The sequence below is a fragment of the Pseudomonas gingeri genome (assembly GCF_013385635.1).
GTDB lineage: Bacteria > Pseudomonadota > Gammaproteobacteria > Pseudomonadales > Pseudomonadaceae > Aquipseudomonas > Aquipseudomonas gingeri_A.
The window spans coordinates 269676-289108 of record NZ_JACAPR010000013.1; the positions used below are offsets into that span (position 1 = coordinate 269676).

Annotated in this window: 19 protein-coding genes and 1 CRISPR repeat array (1 of these 20 only partly in view); of the genes, 6 read left to right on the forward strand and 13 right to left on the reverse strand. The window is 58.2% G+C overall.

Annotated features, from left to right (window positions below; genetic code table 11):
- The first annotated feature begins 101 nt into the window (after positions 1-101).
- A complete protein-coding gene (locus HX851_RS42120; protein WP_177063174.1) occupies positions 102-743 on the forward strand; it encodes a response regulator in 642 nt (213 codons plus the stop codon).
- A gap of 16 nt (positions 744-759) precedes the next feature.
- The gene (locus tag HX851_RS42125; RefSeq protein ID WP_177063949.1) at positions 760-2706 is read left to right on the forward strand and encodes a sensor domain-containing diguanylate cyclase; all 1947 of its coding nucleotides are present in this window, start codon (positions 760-762) and stop codon (positions 2704-2706) included.
- A 17-nt stretch (positions 2707-2723) separates the two neighbouring features.
- On the opposite strand, the gene HX851_RS42130 is transcribed toward HX851_RS42125, so the two are convergent.
- The 9 genes from HX851_RS42130 to HX851_RS45535 form a co-directional block, all read right to left on the reverse strand.
- The gene (locus HX851_RS42130) at positions 2724-3326 is read right to left on the reverse strand and encodes a cupin domain-containing protein (protein ID WP_177063172.1); all 603 of its coding nucleotides are present in this window, start codon (positions 3324-3326) and stop codon (positions 2724-2726) included.
- Between the two features lie 85 nt (positions 3327-3411).
- Complete coding sequence (locus tag HX851_RS42135) at positions 3412-4122, reverse strand: DUF1989 domain-containing protein (RefSeq protein ID WP_177063171.1); 711 nt, start codon at positions 4120-4122, stop codon at positions 3412-3414.
- A 14-nt stretch (positions 4123-4136) separates the two neighbouring features.
- Complete coding sequence (locus tag HX851_RS42140; RefSeq protein ID WP_177063950.1) at positions 4137-5369, reverse strand: M20 family metallo-hydrolase; 1233 nt, start codon at positions 5367-5369, stop codon at positions 4137-4139.
- Positions 5366-6172 carry an amino acid ABC transporter ATP-binding protein gene (locus tag HX851_RS42145; RefSeq protein WP_177063951.1) on the reverse strand — a complete coding sequence of 269 codons (807 nt, stop codon included), beginning with the start codon at positions 6170-6172 and terminating at the stop codon, positions 5366-5368. Before HX851_RS42145 ends, HX851_RS42140 begins: the two co-directional genes overlap by 4 nt.
- A gap of 4 nt (positions 6173-6176) precedes the next feature.
- Positions 6177-6824 carry an amino acid ABC transporter permease gene (locus tag HX851_RS42150; RefSeq protein WP_177063168.1) on the reverse strand — a complete coding sequence of 216 codons (648 nt, stop codon included), beginning with the start codon at positions 6822-6824 and terminating at the stop codon, positions 6177-6179.
- A complete protein-coding gene (locus tag HX851_RS42155; RefSeq protein WP_177063952.1) occupies positions 6824-7480 on the reverse strand; it encodes an amino acid ABC transporter permease in 657 nt (218 codons plus the stop codon). Before HX851_RS42155 ends, HX851_RS42150 begins: the two co-directional genes overlap by 1 nt.
- A gap of 11 nt (positions 7481-7491) precedes the next feature.
- The gene (locus tag HX851_RS42160; protein ID WP_177063166.1) at positions 7492-8340 is read right to left on the reverse strand and encodes a transporter substrate-binding domain-containing protein; all 849 of its coding nucleotides are present in this window, start codon (positions 8338-8340) and stop codon (positions 7492-7494) included.
- A 211-nt stretch (positions 8341-8551) separates the two neighbouring features.
- The gene (locus HX851_RS42165) at positions 8552-8935 is read right to left on the reverse strand and encodes an amidase family protein (RefSeq protein WP_177063165.1); all 384 of its coding nucleotides are present in this window, start codon (positions 8933-8935) and stop codon (positions 8552-8554) included.
- Positions 8830-9099, reverse strand: coding sequence for an amidase family protein (locus HX851_RS45535; protein WP_439899231.1), 270 nt, complete (start codon positions 9097-9099; stop codon positions 8830-8832). Before HX851_RS45535 ends, HX851_RS42165 begins: the two co-directional genes overlap by 106 nt.
- A gap of 63 nt (positions 9100-9162) precedes the next feature.
- Between HX851_RS45535 and HX851_RS42170 the strand changes: the two genes are divergently transcribed.
- Entirely contained in the window at positions 9163-9372 is a 210-nt protein-coding gene (locus HX851_RS42170) for an ABC transporter permease family protein (RefSeq protein ID WP_177063953.1), read from the forward strand.
- A gap of 62 nt (positions 9373-9434) precedes the next feature.
- A complete protein-coding gene (locus HX851_RS42175; RefSeq protein ID WP_177063163.1) occupies positions 9435-10049 on the forward strand; it encodes a Rossmann-fold NAD(P)-binding domain-containing protein in 615 nt (204 codons plus the stop codon).
- A gap of 34 nt (positions 10050-10083) precedes the next feature.
- Here HX851_RS42175 and HX851_RS45355 read toward each other — a convergent pair whose 3' ends face one another.
- From HX851_RS45355 to HX851_RS42195, 4 genes are all read right to left on the reverse strand, one after another.
- Positions 10084-12780, reverse strand: coding sequence for a helix-turn-helix transcriptional regulator (locus HX851_RS45355; RefSeq protein WP_177063954.1), 2697 nt, complete (start codon positions 12778-12780; stop codon positions 10084-10086).
- A gap of 102 nt (positions 12781-12882) precedes the next feature.
- The gene (locus HX851_RS42185; RefSeq protein ID WP_177063955.1) at positions 12883-13803 is read right to left on the reverse strand and encodes a hypothetical protein; all 921 of its coding nucleotides are present in this window, start codon (positions 13801-13803) and stop codon (positions 12883-12885) included.
- A gap of 134 nt (positions 13804-13937) precedes the next feature.
- Complete coding sequence (locus tag HX851_RS42190; protein WP_177063956.1) at positions 13938-15050, reverse strand: S-methyl thiohydantoin desulfurase family protein; 1113 nt, start codon at positions 15048-15050, stop codon at positions 13938-13940.
- Positions 15051-15085: 35 nt separating this feature from the next.
- Positions 15086-16624 (reverse strand): hydantoinase/oxoprolinase N-terminal domain-containing protein, encoded by a 1539-nt coding sequence (locus HX851_RS42195; protein ID WP_177063957.1) that lies wholly within the window; start codon positions 16622-16624, stop codon positions 15086-15088.
- A gap of 678 nt (positions 16625-17302) precedes the next feature.
- Between HX851_RS42195 and HX851_RS42200 the strand changes: the two genes are divergently transcribed.
- Positions 17303-18607: a cytosine permease gene (locus HX851_RS42200; RefSeq protein ID WP_177063958.1), complete on the forward strand. Its 1305-nt coding sequence runs from the start codon at positions 17303-17305 to the stop codon at positions 18605-18607.
- A 72-nt stretch (positions 18608-18679) separates the two neighbouring features.
- On the forward strand, positions 18680-19303 hold the full coding sequence (locus HX851_RS42205; RefSeq protein ID WP_177063959.1) for a YitT family protein: 624 nt from the start codon (positions 18680-18682) through the stop codon (positions 19301-19303).
- Between the two features lie 108 nt (positions 19304-19411).
- Positions 19412-19433: direct repeats of the CRISPR family, unit length 28 nt; it runs 727 nt beyond the window's last position.

Genomic DNA, 19433 nt, shown 5'->3' on the forward strand with positions numbered 1-19433 from the left:
AATAGCCTAGTGACATCATTTTTCCAACACCAAGCCTCTCTCTGGCTATCTGAACGTCCCTTATCGACCACCTGGTCCGCTCTGCGTAAGCCCCCATAACTATGCCCAAAAAAATTCGTCTACTGATCGTCGATGACCACCCCATCATGCGAGAGGGGTTGAAACAACTGTTTGCCCTGGCCTGTGACTTGACGGTAGTCGCGGAGGCCGAGAACGGTGTCGTAGCGCTGCAGCACTTGCAGCAGGCCGATATCGACCTGTTGCTGCTCGATATGAACATGCCAGGACTCAGCGGTGAGGATCTGGTGTCACTCATCCACACCCAGCATCCCCAGCAGAAAACGCTGGTGCTCAGCATGCACAACGACCCGCAGATCGCCATACGCGCGCTCAAGGCCGGGGCCACAGGCTACCTATGCAAGGTGTGCTCACTCGAGACAATGCTGAGTGCGATCCGTCGCGTGGCCTGCGGCGAGCGATTCATCGATCCGCAAATAGCCCAATCCATAGCCTTCGAGGCCAGTGGGCTGAAACAGCAGGTCCGTCATGCCTCCCTCACAGAGCGTGAGTCCCAGATTCTGCACCTGTTCGCCCTTGGCGCCAGCGTGACTCAGATAGCTGGAAAACTGGCCATCAGCAGCAAGACCGTCAGCACTCACAAAACGCGACTGATGGAGAAGATGGGTTTTTCCAGCAATGCCGAGATCATCCGCTACGCAGTGAGCCAAAGGATTATCCAGTGACGAAAGGAAATCAAAAATGGTGAAAGTTGACTTCGTTCTGACATCCCATAAGCGCTCGCTCACCGCGCGAGCACTTCATCTGGCCGTGTTGCGCATTGGCCTGGTTTCACTGTCTGCCGGCACGGTTTCCTATTTCGTCAATCTGTCCTCGATCGAGGGGGCCATTACCGAACAACTACTGCTGTCGACCGAACAAACCCTGCAACTGGAGTCCCTGCCTTTTCGGGAAATCAAGGATCTGCAGCAGAATTTTCTGAATGACTTCAAGAGTATCCTCGCCAGACCAGGCATAGAGGCCACGCTCGTGCGCGATTTCAACCAGATTTTCTATCGCCACGAGGATGGTTCCTATACACAACGGCCAATGCTGTTTGAAGGCAAACCGCTTGCCGACGGCCGCCGCTTCGCCGGGATGTCGGCCACCTACGCGCCCGATACCCCCCCCAATGACGACGTCAAGACACGGTTAACCCTGTCTTACATTCTGTCCCACAAATACGGTTCCAGCACCAAGGGTCGACTGTTCAATTTCTATGGTGTGGTGCCTGAAAAAGGCTTCCCCATCTACCAGGAGTCGAATATCGCCGAGGTGTTTACATACTCGGGCCCGGACGCGCTAAAACTCGAGACTTATGAGTTTTATGAACGTGGTTTCGGTACGCCCGGGAACAGCACGCTGTTTACCCGCATGTATTGGGATTATTCCAACAACGCCTGGATGACGACCATTGCCACGCCCGACGTGGCCGATACGTCCGGCAAGCATCGCATCCTGGTCTGTGTCGATGTGCTACTGGATGAGCTCATGAAACGCACCGCCAAGCCCTTCGTGCAGGACGCCTACAGTGTCCTGTTCACCGCCGATAGCGAGGGCACGCTGATCTACCACCCCGACTTCATGGAGCAAGTCAAAAGCAGCGAGGGCAAGGCGTCGATCCAGTCGCTGAAGATTGTCCATGATTACCCGCTGCTAGACGCCATTCACTCTCTGACGCCAGGCAAGGCGACGGTGGTGCAGACATACAATGACATCGTCGCGATGGGCATCATTCCCGGAACGCCCTGGGTACTCGCCGTCCACTACCCCCGAGCACAGATGACCCCGGCCATTTTGACCAACCTGGCCATCGTGATTGCCCTCGGGCTGCTCACCCTGCTGGTGGAGATCTTTATCCTGCGCTCCATTCTGCAAAAGCAGGTGGCCATTCCTCTGTCCCGACTGATGCAGGCAACGCGGCTGGTTGGCTTGTCCAGAGAGCGCCTGGGCCATGACGCCCTGCCGACCCAGTCTACCGACGAGATTGGTGAGTTGGCCCGCGACTTTGCAAACATGGCGGACCGAATCCAGGGCGCGCAAGAGCAGTTGGAACTCCAGGTACAGGACCGCACTGCCGCGCTCGAAGAAGCCAACCGCCAATTGAAGGTGCTGAGCACCACCGACGGATTGACGGGCCTGGCCAACCGCCGTCATTTCGATGAAGCACTGATCAGCGAATGGCACCGTGCCCAGCGCACCGGAACGTTTTTGTCGCTGATGCTGATTGATGTGGACTACTTCAAGAAATACAACGACCACTACGGGCACCAGGCCGGTGACGATTGCCTGCGCAGCGTCGCCAGCGTGCTGGAAGCCCATGCTCTGCGGGCGGGTGATCTCGTGGCCCGCTACGGCGGGGAAGAGTTTGCGCTCATCACCACAATCCCCCACACCGAAAAAGCGTTGCAGCATGCCCAAGCGCTTTGCCGTGCACTGGAAAAACTGACGCTGCCACATGCACTGTCTCCACTCGGCTTCGTGACCGCGAGCATTGGCGTGGCGGTCATGATTCCCAAAGAGGACCGGACGCCAGAATATCTACTCAAGCAAGCCGACCTGGCCCTCTATTGCGCCAAGGCCCAGGGCCGCAATCAGGCTGTTCTGGCTACCTCAATGGCCGCGTTGAGCGCCAACAGGCTGGCCTGATCGGCAATGCTGGAGGATCAGAACGTAGCGGGTGTGTTGACCCACAAAATCCGCACGATCTCGCTGGTGATGTTCCGATAACCGTGGGGCACATTGCTGGGGAAGTGAAACGAATCGCCCGGGCTCAGTGTGTAGGTGGTTTCGCCCAAGGTCAGTTCGAGGCTACCTTCGATCACATAGCCCATCTCTTCCCCGACATGCTCGATCCTCTCGCTGATCATGCCTGGCGCAACAATATGAATATCGCCCTGCAGCAAGCTGCCCTTCTGTGGATGGGTCACTCGCTCAAGATCGATGTAACCGGATCTTCCGCCCTTGGCGAAGCGATTAACCTGACGCGATCCGGCACGCAGTATCGGCTCTTGCGACACCCAGTCCTCGGAGGTCAGTTCGGACACGTTACTGCCCAGCGCACGGGCCAGGCGGTGCAGCATGGCCAGCGACGGCGAAGCGGCGTCGTGCTCCAGTTTGGAAATCAGGCTTTCGGAACAACTGGCGGCCTCGGCCACCTGTTTCAACGTCAGGCCCGCGACCTTGCGCGCGTGACGCAGACGAAGACCGAGGCTTGGCAAGCCCTCGGTATGCAGAGCCTTGGTGGGGGTCTTGCTCGGTTTGGACATGCGTCCCTCATGGAAAATGTAAGCAGGCGTGGCAACAGGCATCCTAGGTTGTGCGCAGGCCTGTCGTCCACTGCCTGAGCAACTATCAGTCGTGAACCGAGAATTGGACCTCCACCGGATTCAGGTCGTTGATCGGCACGATGTCCTGAGGGCAGGCAGACATGACCACCACCACATCCACTTCGGCGCGGATCTCGACATAGTCTCCAGCCTTGGAGACCGGTGGCAGCCAGGCGACGCTGTAGTCCGGCTTGACTGGAATGTTCATCCACAGGTTGAACGGCTGTGGCACTTCGCGTGAACGCAGGCCGATGGCTTGCAGCGCCATGCGCATATTATCGGCACAGCTGTCGTGGTAACCCTCGACGCCGAGGTTGGTATAGCGATGCAGATCGCAGGCGGCCATCAGCGTGTCGTGGATGCCTGGCGAGGTATCGCTCAGCAGAGTGCCAAGGGCACGACGGCGGTTGCTGTAAAGCTCATCGCCGACTTTCGGAATGATGCTGTTGCAGTGGGCGCGGGCGTGCTCCATGGACAGGAACTCACTCATGTCTTCTGTGTTGAACAGCCAGGTATCACAGACTTGAGTACCGTGAGTATTGACGATCTTGATGACCTGACCGGCGTTCAGACGGACCGCGCGACCGCTGCGCGCCGGGACGGTGTAGGTTTCGCCGGGCACAGGCGTGCCGTCGGCAGAAATCGGCTCGTTGAGGGTAGCGTTGACGCCCAGAGAAGAGCCGTTGTCGGTTTGGCAGCAGGCCGGATAGTCATGAACGTGGGTGAGATTGGTCATGGTGACTCCTTGATTTACGGTTGTTCGGCGAGTGAAACCAGGCTCCAGGCAAGTGCCCGGGTGCCCGCCTCCAACTGCGCGGGTTCGGTGAATTCCAGCGGGTTGTGACTGATACCGTCACGGCTGGGGACAAACAGCATGCCGGTCGGGCAATGCCCGGCCAGGTACATGGCATCGTGAAAGGCGCCGGAGCGTATCTGCTGCCGTGTCAGGCCAGTGGCATCGCACGCCTGCTGCAGCAAATCGATCACCGCCGGGTCGAACGCGGTCGGCGCGTGGCTAAACAGGCTTTGCAACTCGGCATCCATCGGCAGGCATGTCGCCAGCCCGGCATCGAAAGCCGCCAGTACGGCAGGTTCGGCATGACGAAAATCGATACTGAACGTGACTTCGTTGGCAATGGTGTTGATGGCGTTGGGCGAGACATTCCAACGTCCAAAGGTCAGGCGTTTCTCGTCACCGGCGATCCGGTCTGCCAGGGCATCAATGCGCGAGACAATTTCCATCGCCAGCAACATTGCGTCACGGCGCATGGACATCGGCGTGGTCCCAGCGTGGGCAGACACGCCTTTACAACGCACCTGATACCAGCGCACGCCCTGAATACCGGTCACCACGCCCAGCGGGATGCCAGCCTGCTCCAGCACCGGGCCTTGCTCGATGTGCAGTTCCACGAATGCATGGGCATCAATCTTTGTGCGCAAGGGCAGATCGGCGAAGCGTCGTGAGTGAGCGTCCAGCGCCTCGCCTACAGAGACTCCAGCGGCATCACGATTGCTTCGGTATCCGTCCAGCCGTGCCGGTTCCACATAAGCGCTGGAGCCCATGGCACCGGGACTGAAACGGCTGCCCTCTTCATTGGTCCAGACCACCACTTCAATCGGGCGAAGGGTGCGAATGCCGGTATCTTCCAGCGCATAAAGACACTCAAGTCCCGCCATCACGCCATAGCAGCCGTCAAGGCGCCCACCAGTAGGCTGAGTATCGATATGGCTGCCAGTCATCACCGATGGCAGGTCTTCCCGGCCTTCGCGACGAATGAACAGATTGGCGCAACCGTCAGTCCAGACCTGACAGCCGAGTTGTCGCGCCTTCTCGATTAGCCAGGCGCGGGCCTGAAAGTCTTCTTCAGACAACGCCTGGCGATTCATACCGCCCCGCTCGCCCGGTCCGAAGCGCGCCAGGGCGTCGAGCAAGTCGTGCAGGCGTTTGGCGGATACCCCTTCGAGAACACGTTGTGCCGTCATGGCGTGACCTGCGTACGAGGTGTGAGGCTGCGGTTGAACCACGGGGTGAGAAAGCGTTGCAAGCGCTCGGTCTTGGGGGTCTGGAACAACGACAATGGCGCGCCGGTCTCTACGATCTGGCCCGCCTCCATGAACACCACCTGATTGGAGATCTGTGCGGCGAAACTCATTTCATGGGTGACCATCACCATGGTCATACCGTCGTCGGCCAGGCTGCGAATGACCTGCAGCACTTCCTCGACCAATTCAGGATCAAGCGCCGACGTCGGCTCATCCAGCAACATCAGGCGCGGCTTGACCGCCAATGCTCGGGCAATGCCGACCCGCTGTTGCTGACCGCCGGACAAGCGCGCCGGCCAGGCATCGGCCTTGGCGGTCAGACCGACACGCGACAGAGCGGCATCAGCCAAGGTCCGCGCTTCAGCCTTGGCCATGCGCTTGCCCAACACCAGCGGTGCCATGACGTTCTCGCGCACCGTCATGTGCGGCCACAGGTTGAACTGCTGGAACACCATGGCCAGCGGCTTGCGGACCTCGTCGATCGTGGCTTCGCTGTCACGATCCCCGGCGCTGCGACCCGAACCGCTGTAGCCCAGCAACTGGCCGTCAATCCAGATCTCGCCCTCATCGTAGGTTTCGAGGAAATTCATGCAGCGCAAGGCTGTGGTTTTACCTGACCCCGAGGGGCCGATCAGCGAGACGATCTCGCCCACCTGCACCGACAGATCAAAGCCTGTCAGCACACGGTTGGCGCCGTAAGACTTGCCGACACTGCGCAGTTGAAGAAGGGGTAGCGTGCTCATGGCATCAACCTCGCAGATAGCGCGTCGCCCGTCGCCCCAGGTACTCGGCCAGGACTGCGACCGAAGAGGTCAGCAACCAGTAGCTCAGCACCAGCAAGGCGTAAGGCACGACGTAGGAAAAAGTGGTGGAAACGATCCGCCCGGCCGTCATGGTCAGCTCGGGCACGGTAATGATCGAAGTGACAGCGCTTTCCTTGATGGTCAGCATCACCTGATTGCCCAGCAACGGCAGCGCGAAGGCGAATGCCTGGGGTGCCTGGATGTGCCAGAACGCTTGGTGCCTGCACACTCCATGAACCCGTGCCGCCTCGATTTGCCCCTTGGGTACGCTGGCCCAGGCGGAACGAAACAGCTCGGCGAAATAGGCCGCGCTGTACAGCCCCAGCGACAGGATGCTGGCCTCGACGGCTTCCAGTCTCAGGCCCAGCACCGGCAACCCGAAATAGACAATGGCCAACTGCGCCAGAAACGGCGTGCCGCGAATCAGCCAGATATACAGCCGATAGAATCCGGTAAAGAGCGGCAACGCCAGACGCAAGGCGTTCAGCCCGAACCCCAACACCAGCCCCAACATCGCGGCGGCAAGGCTGATGCCCAGGGTCACCAGCAGCGCTTCGCCAAAATCCGGCAGATAACTCATGAACTCTTGCATCAGGTGCGCTCCTGCCAACGGCGTTCCAGCATCCGGCCCAGCATGCTGAGCAGACTGGTCAGCGCCAGATAGAACAGGGCAGAGACCAGATAAACCTCCAGCGGACGATAGGTCTGCGACACCAGTTGCTGACTGACCCGCATCAAGTCGGTGATGGAGATGACCGAGACCACTGCCGAGACTTTGATCACGTCGATCAGTTCGCTGATCAGCGTTGGCGACGTCAGCCGCAACACCTGCGGTAACTGGATGTGCATCAGGGTTTTCCATTTGCCGATGGAAAACACCGAAGCGGCCTCCAGTTGTCCTCTGGGAATCGCCGCAAAACCGCTGCGCAGGATCTGCGACTGGTAGGCGGCGGTGTTCAACGCCAGCGCCAGCGCGGCGGCCACCAACGGTGGCACGTCCACGTTTAATGCCGACGGCAGATAGAACAGCAGCAACAGTTGCGCGAGCATCGGCGTGCCGCGAAAGAAACTGACATACGCCCTGGCGAACGCCGCACCGCTTCGGCTGTGGCCATTGCCGATCAAGTGAATAAACACTCCGATGACAAAACCCAGGGCCATGCCGACCGCACACAACCACAACGTAGTCAGCGCACCGTCAAGCAAAGCCGGCCAGTAAAGCGCGAAGCGCGTGCTGAAGTCGTTCATCGCCACGCCGCTCAGATGGTCGGAACCGGCATGGCTTCGGTCGGCAGGACCATGGTGAAACCGAACCATTTTTCCTGCAGTTTCTTCAAGGTACCGTCAGCATTGGCCCGCGCGATGCCGTCACTGAACAACTTCACCAGGCTGGCGCTGTCAGCCTCCTTGCGACCGACCCAACCGAAATAAGTGGTCGGCCCTACCATGTCCGACAGGGTCGCAAATACGCCTGGGCGAGACTTCATCAGCGGACCAAGGTTGGACAACGACTGCGCCACACCGTCGAGGCGACCGGCGGCCAGATCGGCGTAAGCCTCATCGAAACCGACATATTCCTTGATGCGCTTGATCCCTGGCTGCCCCTCGGCCTTGAGCTTGGCATCGAAAGCTTGCAGCACCGTCAGTTGACCGGAACCAGCCTGCGAACCGATCACCTTGCCGTTGAGGTCAGACAACGACTTGATGCCGTTATCGTCGGCACGCTTGAGCAACGCTACGGTGGACTCGGCGATCGGCAAGGTAAAGGCGAACTGGTCGTAACGCGCCTTGTTCACGGTCACCGACGTCACCACAAAATCGAACTTGCGAGTATCCAGCCCCGGCAGAATGCCCTGGAATGGCAGGTCCAGCTGGCGCACCTTCACGTCGGGCAGATCGGCATCCAGGACGTAGTGCATAAGGTCAACGCCGTAACCGACGATCTTGCCGTTCTCCACCGACTCGAAAGGAGCAAAACGTGCTTCGGTAGCAACAACGATTTCTTTCTTCTCTTTAACCCGTTGCAACAAATCGTCCGCATGGACCATGGAGGCTACGAACAACGTGACCAGCGACAGGGACAGCGCTTTGAGTGCATGACGTTTCATCGGTGTTTACTCCACTTGAATCGGCAATATTTTTATTCAAGTAACTTGAATAAAAATACAAAGGCATGAACCATGCCAACACCTTAAACCTGTCGACTCAAGTGGTTTGAATCAAAATCAAAGGAAGAAAACGGTGCCAAATTTATACAAATCAGGCACGACGCGCTTCAGATCGGTGCAAGTCAATGGCATCAGTGGTCACCCCACAGCGTCAGGCAACCACACTCAGCAACCAGGCATTCTGTTGTGCCGGTGCGATCACTTGCAGGCCAACGGGAAGTCCATCTACCTGACCTGCTGGAAGACTGATCGCCGGCAGACCGGTCACGTTCCAGGCGCTTGTCAGGCTCAGCAGGACATCACGCACGGGAATAGACTTTCCGTTGATGTCGACCTCGCGCTGGCCCAACATCGGCGCGGTGACCGGCAGGGCCGGCATGACCAACAAGTCGTACTGTTCAAACAGTTCAGCCATACGCCTCTGAAGGGTCAAGCGTATCTGCACCGCACGAACGTATTCCCAACCGCGCACCTGCGCCGACAGCTCAAGGCGCGCCCGTACCTCTTGGTCGAATAGTTCAGGATGCTCCTCCATTCGCTGAGCATGTTTGAAAGCGCGAAGACGCCCTCGACCGACACCGAATTGAAACCTGGCTTGAACCCGACCGTACCGCAAAGGGCTGACGGAATCCGGATCGAACCACCGGTGTCGGTGCCAACCGCTAACGGCACCACCCCCCCCCCCGCTACTGCCGCCACACTTCCCGCCGCAACATGCCGCGCGGCGAGATGCAGGCTGCGCGGGCCATGGGCTACACGCCGGTGCAGACGTTCCTATACTTCTCGCTGCCGCACTTCGTGCGCAACTCGATACCGCCGCTGACGGGGCAGTACTACACCACCCTGAAGATGTCATCGCTGGCATCGGTGATCGACGTGTTCGAGATCATCAATACCGCCCAGGTGGTCGTCAACCAGACCTACAAACTCTGGCGGTCTACACGATGGTCGCGCTGTGCTACGCGTTGGTGATAATCCCCTTCGCCTTGCTCGCCAAACGCTATGAAAACCGCGTGTTCGTGGAGAGGAACTAGATGCCATCCGGAATTGAAATCACTCGACTGACCGCTCGATACGCCGCCCCTCACGGCCAGGCAGTGGCCAACGCGCCCACGCGCCGTGCCCTCCCCGCACACCCCAAACTCAATAATCCGGTGTCAGAGGATCTACGGCGTACCGTTCCGGATGTCGCCAAGCTGTCAATCGACGCCATGATCTGCGCGATTGGAGCAACGATCGCGAAGGCGGTTTCAAGGCAGGCGTTCCGACAGGTCGATTACGTGTTGCCGATAACGTTTGCGGAACTGGCTTTGTCGCTGGGAGCCAAGGCTTGCGCAGTGATCTCTTCGCCCGGGGCCTCTTTGTCCATACCGCTTTACTATTGCCGGATCAAAGGTGAGCTCGAACGGGAGATTCAGGGTATCGGGTTCCCTTCAATGACGATTATCCGTCCAGGCATGATCGGTGGCAGCCGCGAAGAGTTTCGCCCTGCCGAACGGTTGATACTCCCCTTGGCCGCCCTGCTTCGGCCGATATTGCCGCGAGGCCTGTGGATCAATCCCCCAGCCAATATCGCCAGGGTGATGATCGATGCCGTGCTGTCCAGGACAGATGGCATTCACATGCCCACCTCCAGAGACCTCGTGTGAATACCCGGTCAAACTGACGAACAGCCCGCGGGATTTACCTTTCACTCACCGGGATGACGTTGCCGATGACTGCGGCCGTCGCGGCACCTCGGCTATTGACGCCCAGCTTTGTGAAAATCGTCTTCAGATGCTGCTTGACCGTTTCCGGTGAAACACCCAGCTCACGGCTGATCCTTTTGGTCGCCAGCCCCTGCACCAGCCAGTACATGACATCGCGTTCCCGGACGGTCAGTTGCACATTGCGCTCGATCCTTCGACGTATAGCGGCCAGTCGGCCATCACGAATCCGGTGCTTCAATACGATGATCGCCGTCGGCTCGTCGTCCCCTCGGGCTTCGAGCCAGGCGATGTCCACCAACTCATCCACGAACGGTTGAGAGATGCAGCCCTCAGCGGCGATGGCAAGTGCTGATTGCCACATCTCCCGTGCCCCGCACTCATCACCGATGGCGATCAGAACACGCATGTATAACAACCTGGCGCCGATCACCGCAGGACGCTCCTCCATCTGCTCTGCCAGTATCTGGAGTCGATCGGCATAAAGGCTGGCGTACTTCAAATCACCGCGCGCCAACGCAAACCGAATGGCGGCACGCCCGACGGCTTCTACGTCGGCCCACGGTAACTTGCGGGTACCGCGAGCGTCCTTCCACAGACCTTTGAGATTGATCTGCATCGCCAACACTTCCATTTCGTCGTTACGCCCCTCGTCGACCAGCCAGACCAGCCTGGTGCAGGCGGCCAACACGCCAAGATGCGGCAACGTTTCGGCGTCGGCGAGCCGTTGTGCAGCGTCCAGTTGAGCCATCGCGGCCACCGTATCGCCAAGGGCGTACAAGCAACGCGCGCGCTCGATGTAGACCGCGGCGGTCACCTCAAACAGAAGTCCGGCAGAATGCGCTTCGATTCCCTCAAGAATGGCCAGGGCGTTTTCCAGTTCGCCGCTCAGGTTCGCAACGCGCGCGCGCAAGGCCGCCACCATGTTGCGGAATGACGTTTGCTCGAAGCGGATGACCGCATGACTTGAATCAATCGCTTTGAGCAGAATGTCTTCGGCCTGATCCAGGTGCCCGGACCCCACACATTCGCGTGCCCGATTAAAACGCACCCACTGGATGTTGTAATCACTGTTTTCGGAGCGGTACATCAACTCGATCCGGGCGATGTAGCGAGCCGCCCCCGACAAAGGGCCATAGCGGTGCAAAAAGAGTATTTGCAGGGGCAGCAACAGACCCAGTATTCGCCAGTCATCGCAGAATTGGACCATCGCCAGGCGCGTGACCCGATCGAGTTGTGCCCAAGGTGAAATGATGAGTTCGTGCTCGGCCCGATTCAGCAGGACCAGGCAATCGACCAACGAGACTTCGAGCTGAAAATTTTCATCGGCAACCTGCCGCGCGAATGGGCTGCCTGGCTCCGCCAGCTGCAGTTCGCGCTGCAATCGCTCCATGTCCCAGCGCGCTTCGCGGGCGTTGTTTTCAGTCAGCAGATGCGCGATGTACAGCAGGCGCAGTCTGGGATGGGCCTGCCTGACCGCCGATGGCAGGCGTGAAAGCAAGACCTGGGTTCTGCCGATACCGGCATCGGCTATTAACCGTACAGCACCGTTGTGCTCGACAATTCGGGCCGCTGTTTCCGGCTCCCCGCCCTGTATCGCCTGGTCCACCGCCCTGATCAAGTCCTGATGGGCAGCATAGGCATTCGCCGCTCGCAAGTGCCGACGCGCAATCGCGTCATCTCCACTGAGGCGTGCGTGCCAGATCAGGGATTCGCGCAACCAGGGGTTCACATGAATCGACGTCGCGTCAGTCCGATGTTTGATCAACGGAGTCAGTCCGGCGAACCAGGCGATATGATTGGCACTGTCAGAGCGTTCAAGCACTGCATTGGCAATGTCGACTGTCACCTCATCCAGTATGGATGTGTCCAGCAGGAAACGGCGTTCCTCGTCGGGCAATGGCGCCAGTATCTGCGAAGCGATGTAATCATGGGACTCCACCAATGCGGCGGCCATCGGATTGAAATTGACGAATGATGCCTCCCTGTCCTCCGGTGATCTGAAGGCATGATGGTGCGCCATCAACTGCATCGCCGCGGGCCAGCCTTCACTGCGAGTCCAGGCCTGCGTCAGTGCCTCGGTCGACACACCCTCGGTGAACAGGCTCGCGGCTTCGTCGAACGTGTAGGCAAGATGCTCCGGTCCGATCAGGCGGACGTACCCTCCCAGTAAATACTGACTCAACTTCGCCTCCTGGCGACGCCGTCCGGCCAGGTAGCAACTCACGCCATCCGGCAGTTCTCTGGCCAATTCGATCAGTTGGGCATCTGCTTCCGTATCCAGCCATTCATCGTTATCAATGAATAATGCAAAGCGCCCGACACGCTCACTGACCTGGGCAAGCAGCTCGGTGACTCGCTCGCAGGATCGGAAACCGCAAAGCCCCGAATGATGCAGCGCCTCAGACAACACATCAGACAAGGATGACATCCGGTCCTGAGATTGAGCATTCATCCATATCGTTGTAATGCCCGACGCCTTTAATTGTCGCGAATGCTGTGCGTAGAGCGTGGTTTTTCCAAAGCCGGCCGGCGCTCGAAGGATAGTCATTGACGCGCTGGCAACAGAGGTTCCATCCAGTTGCAGTAACAGTCGCTCACGCACTAACGCAGCATCGATTCGCACGTCCGGCATGAAGCGGGAAACGGCTTTGGATCGAACATTGGGTTCCACACACACTCTCCAATCAGAGGGGTTTGACGCCACCTTCCATGGCGGCAAAGCCAGCCCCGATTGACACGCTCGGGCCTGCCCGATTTTTAAGCCTCGGCGGCCTTAGAAGGACTTTACCAACAAGAAATTCAAAGAAGTGGTACGCGGTACGCCTTGATGGTGGTAATCGAAATCAAGCGTTCCTGCCAAGTAGAAATTATCCTTGGCGAATCCCAGGTAAGTGAAGGTAGGGCCAATCATCCCCTCCGAGGCGCGAGCATAATCCGAATCGCCGATGTTGTAGATATTGTAAGCATGGTGCAGCCCGACAATCAGGTCGTCCTTGACCTGATAACCCGCGGCCACATCCGCCAGGCTGACACTCAACGCGCCACGCATTTTCACACTTTGCCCATCCCCCAGATCGGTCGAATTACGGTTTTTAAACAGATACACCAGCGACACCGGCGCAAAGGTCGCGTGCCAGCGGCCATAAGCAACGTAGTTATTGACCGTGGTAGCAATCGACCATTGGTTACCACCCGCGCCAAACCCCGTGGTCTTGTCACTGCTATTCGGACCGTTGAACATCAGCTCGGGACTGACCCACCAGCTCCTGTACTCATCGCTGCCAAACGCTGCGCTACCTGGCTGGACGGCCTGATAGTAATACTCGAACCCCAGTTCCGGCATCGTGACACCCCAGCTCGAATCCCTGGAGCCTTCGGGTGTGTCCTGGTACCCACCATAAAATCCCAGCCATGCCTCGAATTGGTCACGGGTGGTGCCGGTGAACCCCGTCTCGCTGTAGTAGGCCAGTTCCGAAAACATTTTCCCTGTATTGGTGTCAGGTTGTGAATGGGAAACCGAAGGCATCAGCAAGACACCGAAGGTGCCAGGTACACCCGGTTGAGCGAGGCCGATAAAGTTACCCGCGCTGGACGTCGTCGCCCAGAGCAATGCAATGACAAAGACGGCAAACGAGCAAGCCACAGACTGGAAAAGCACTCCAGGGCGAGCGATGGCCAAACGTGAATTTTTCATATCAATGTCCCATTAATTATTGTGGGTAGCTTGTAGGGGCAGAAATTGAGCAAAAGCCTGGAGAACCCCTTCTTTCGAAGGGGCGAAAAGATCGTTCTTGTTTTGGGTTGCCGTGGGGAACCGACGCCGGTCAATCAGACCGTTACGGTCGATCGATTCCTTGTATGTCCAGCAGGCAGTTCTTCGAGCGATATGTAATTGCTGTCAAAACCAAAGTGGCGCGGCCCGGCGAGGTCCAGGCCTGCCGGTGTACGCCAGGCTGTGTGGCTGGGCAGGCCCATGAGGGTGACACGCAGCCCGTATCGCATGGCCTCACTAGTGATCGGCTCGCCGGACTGGGAGTCCAGGCAACAGATAAGGTCGGGGGTCATCGCGATCACCTGGTCGTCGACACTCGCGTAGAGAAATTCGTTCTGCAGATCGAGCCTTGCTGTGCTGTCGGCAAACGCGTCGAGGCCCTGGAGAGTGACGACACCCCGCTGCCATCCACCTTCCAGACGCCGGTCGACACCGACGACCTTGCCTTGGAACAACCTGAAACCACCCAGCGCTTCGAGCAGACTTTGGACTGCGTCAGCGCCACTGCGGCGGGCATCGAGCACCACCTGGCCAGCCCGTTGCAAGGAGCGAATCGATCCGCGAATCACGGCTTTTTTCGCTTGTGCACCAGTCATCGGGTACAAGGCACAGGCACACGAGCCGCCCATTTCCATCAGCGTACTGCGGGTGATTCGTTCGGCGAAGCTGTTGCCTCCCGACTGAATCATCAGCACGTTGAGACGATCATCAACCACCGCCATCGGCGTCGCCGTGATGTTGTTGAGGGTACAGGTGGTCATCTGCAACTCCGGAAATGCACGCCCCATGGTGTCCCCGTCAATCAGCGGAATGCCGAGACGGCTGGCGATCGAGAACGGGATGGTCGAGTTGTATCCTCCAGCCTCCAGACACAGGGTGGCGTCAGCCTTTCTACCGAGGTGTTTTTCCAGCGCCTGCAACGCGACGATAAGGGGCTCGACGCTAGGCAGCTTTTCCGTGAGAACCACGGGCGCTCCCGCGCCGGCCACCGGGATCACCAAGGCATCGTCCGACAGCGACAACACGTCGATCAAACTGACCGGGCCGGACTCTCGCAAGATGCGTTGGGCCAGCAGCTTGCCCAGATAGGGATCGCCACCGCCACCGGTGCCATAGATGGCGCTACCCAGGGCGATCGCTTCCATTTGCTCGGCATCGATGTGCGACATGTCGTGTTCTCCAGAGGTTGTGCAAGGTGAGCCGTTCATAGCTGGAGGTCTCCCACCATCTTCACGCGGATGCGCGTGGCCTTTCCCGGCAAATAAGCCAAGGGGGTGTCTTCGATGTCGATGGTTTCAACCGTATCGGCCACGCCGCCTTCGTCGATGACCTTCTGCCGACAACGCGCAGTGGCATCGGCAATAGCCTCATCGCGACTGATGTCCGAAAAGCGATAGACGTGGTCGATCTCTGCGCCAATCTGGGCGATGGCCGCACCGACCGCATTGGCCACCTCAAACGAAGGCGGTCGAACAGTGGGCAAGCGATCGATGTCGCCGGAGAGCAGGACACTCCCGCCACCCACCACCAGCACCGGTATCGGCGCATCGGACACGCGCATGCGATCGACAGCGGTCGCCACCATGTCTTGCATGCGAGAAACTGCCCGGCGAACCGCCGAAGCATCCAGATGGGCAACGAGCGCTGCCTCACCGAACCTGGCGATGCCGGCGGCCACTGCAATATCACTGGCGGTCAGGACATCGCCCCCAAAGACCAGTGCTTTCTCGTAGAGTCGATAGCCGACACTGCGCGGGCCGAACGTGCAGGCATTGAGGTCGACGTGCGAGCCGCCGCCCAAACCAATGCAATGCACATCAGGCATCCGGAAGTTGGTGCGCACACCGCCGACTTCGACCGCCACCCCCGACATCCTCGGGAAGCCTTTCTGCAACAACCCCACATCGGAGGTGGTGCCGCCGATATCCACGACGATCGCATCCTGGGTGCCAGACAGGAAAGCCGCGCCACGCATGGAGTTCGTAGGACCGGAGGCGACCGTCAGGATCGGAAAGTCCGCGACCCGTTCTGCCGCAATCAAGGTGCCATCGTTCTGCGTAAGAAAAAAGGGCGCGACGACCCCAGTGGTTCGCATCGCTTCGGCAAAGGAACGACTGATGCGCTTGCCCAGGTCAACCAGGCCGGCATTGAGAATGCTGGCATTCTCACGCTCGAGCAGCCCTAGATTCCCGAGAGAAGACGAAAGCGTGATGTGGGCATCCGGCAAGACCTTGCGAATGATGTCGGCCGCCTCAAGTTCCTGGTCGGGCACCAGTGGAGAAAAGACGCCAGATATGGCGATGTAATGAATGCCGGCTTTCGCACATTCCTCGGCAAACCGGACAACGGACGAGGTGTCGATGCCAGAAATTTCCCGCCCATCGAACTCATACCCTCCAGCGCTCAACCGCACCAGAGGGTTGATGGCCTCTACAAGGTCCGCCGGCCAACCCGACAACGGAGGTACATCGGAACTCGCAGGAAGCGCCAGGCGAAGTACTCCGACCCTGGACAGTTCACGCCGCTCGACGACGGCATTGGTGAAATGTGTCGTGCCGATCATGACGGCGCCAAGATCGGCGGGCGTCACCCCGGACTCACGCAACACCCGAGAAAGTGCTTCGAGCACACCACCCGTTACATCATGAGTCGTTGCCGTTTTAGTGCCACAGATAACTTCACGGCCTCGCATCATTACGGCATCGGTATTAGTACCGCCCACGTCAATTCCTACACGATACATATAATCCTCTTTTTATATAAATGAGGTGCTGGAGCAGCAAAACTCCGAAAAGTCGAAACCTGACACAAATACGAAAGGCCAGGAATCAGACTCAACCACAGCACAACACAGACAGGTCCTACAGGCAGGGCTTGTTATATAAACCGCATACATCAACCCACCTGCCATAAGCTCTTAATAAAGTTCGCGTATCGACTGAACTCTTCCGGATTCTATGGACAGACTTCGTAAAATGGGAAGGCACCTGATGGGGTAGCGTCATATGCATTTTGGGGGATAAGGCTCTAGTTCGGCCATCGACATGGCATCACCTTGGCGATTCGCGCCCTTCCAAGCCCAACCCTGCCCAATCTGCCAATAACGGGACTGATCGCCTGAGATCAAACTCCAGAACCGCCAACTCATGCCTCCCCCACATTGACGCATTCCCTCCCCCACATTAGTTGTGCATGCACTATCTATATCACCATACGATCAGCGGCACGGTACTCGTGGCGCTACACCCAATTAATGCCACCTTAGAAATATCGCACACCAACTTCCGCCATAACTGACACACAATCCACCTAACAAGAAGTCAGCCACACAAAAAACTTAGCAACACCTAACCGAGGCAAAACAACAAACACCCCACCAAAGTTGTTAACAACACCTCATCTTTCTTCAGCAGGTATGTACATGAGCCGTTTAAACAAGACCGTAAACCCTAAAAGCTCGATGAAATATCGTCAGAACAACGCCGCTGAAACACACCTCATCGGCGGTATCAGAATTGCTTTGGTGCTGCTCGGCGTAATGATCGCCCTGCCAGCGTTCATGATGGGGGCAAGCATCAGTCGAACGCTGGGTGTAATGGGGGGGATTCAGGCCAGCCTGATCGGTGGGCTCGTTCTGGCCCTGGTCGCACTGCCGGCCGCGATCGCCGGCGCACAAAGTCGAAAAAACAGTTATCAACTGATTCAACAGGCCTTTGGTGAGCGAGGAGGATTGCTCGTCAATGTCGTCATCGTTATCGCCATACTGGGCTGGTTCGGCGTCATCGCCATGATGTTCGGCCGGGCATTCCAACCAACGCTGCCGACAACGCTGGCAACGATCCCGGTGAGTTGGCTGGCGTTTTTCGGCTGCACGCTGATGACACTACTGGCCATTTTCGGCTTTCGCGCACTCGACCTTCTCAGCGTGTTGGCATCCCCCTTCAAGATCGTTGTATTGCTCTGGACGCTCATTGCAGCGCTGACGAACGTCAAATGGTCAACGGCACTGGAGACAGTCCCGACACACGATTTTTCCATGACCACCGGCATCTCAATGGTGGTGGGCGGCATCATGACCGGGGCCGTGCTAGCGCCCGACATCTCACGTTTCGCACGAACCCCGAAACAAGCAGCCTTTGCCTGCGCACTCGCCTATGGCGTCGGCTTCCCTCTCGTGCTGATCTTGTCTGGCATACCCAGTGTCGCGACCGGCCAGATGGACATCGTGACCATCATGCTATCCCTCGGGTTGGGCATTCCGGCAATGATTGCGGTGCTCCTGATCGCCCTGACCACCAACGCCTACAACCTGTACGCGTCCACTCTGATCCTCTCGACCCTCACGCCTCTTCGCCCGAAGTGGCAATTGGTGCTCGCAGCCGCTGGAGTTGGTACGACGGCCGGACTCATGGGCATCAGTGAGGGGTTCGTCCCTTATCTGATCCTGCTTAGCATTTCTATTCCACCCATCGCCGGTGTCTACCTGACTAACTACTATCTGGGCGCCAGACTCGCGCTAACCGGCGAAGTCACGCAATGGCGAACAGAGGCTTTCCTGGCCTGGATCGCCGGTAGTGGATTCGCCTATACGGCCAATCACATCCACTTTGTGGTCACGTCCATTCCTCCACTTGATTCACTGCTGGTGTCGAGCCTCACTTACGTGTGCCTTCGATACCTGATGGCACGTGCCCAAGTGGCAAGACTCGAACGGCAAGACTCCTGATTTCCCGATAGTAATGTTGCCCACACTTGCGGCCAGCACCGTCGCCATACTCTCAATCGATGCGATATCACCATGACTAACGCCAACCAACGACAGGAACAAACCCTTGGCCACACCCACCTGGAAGACATCATTGCGATGGTCATTGGCACCACGCTCATAGCCATGGGCTTGAATCTGTACAAGGATGGCGGGTTATTGAGTGGTGGCCTCGCCGGAGTGGCCTTCATCCTTCACTATGCATTGAAGGTCCCGCTGGGGCTTTCCTTCTTCCTGCTGAATATCCCCTTCTACCTCCTGGCGATAAAGCGCATGGGCATTGCGTTTACGCTGAAAACATTCAGCGCGGTCACCCTGCTTTCACTCATGACAACCCTGATCCCCATGACGGTCACTATCGGCTGGGTACACCCGGCGCACGCCAGTATCAACGGCGGGATTCTTTTGGGAATCGGTACATTGGTATTGTTTCGCCACCGCACCAGTCTTGGTGGCATTGGCATCGCCGTTCTCTATCTGCAAAACAAATTCGGCTGGCGTGCCGGAAACATCCAGATGTTGGCAGACAGCTCAATCGTGCTTTGCGCGCTTTTATTTATCGAACCCAGCCGGGTGATGTGGTCTGTACTGAGCGCCATCACACTCAATCTCATTCTCTCCATAAACCACAGAGAAGGTCGTTACCAAGGGGAGTAACGATCAGGGCATGACGGTGGCCGTGAAATCGACCTGCGCCGAGCAACTCCTGACGTCACCTCGCGCAGAGTATTGCGACAGATTTCCCGGCTCGCCTCTACATGAGTGCGTTCTAGCTGCCTACACGGCA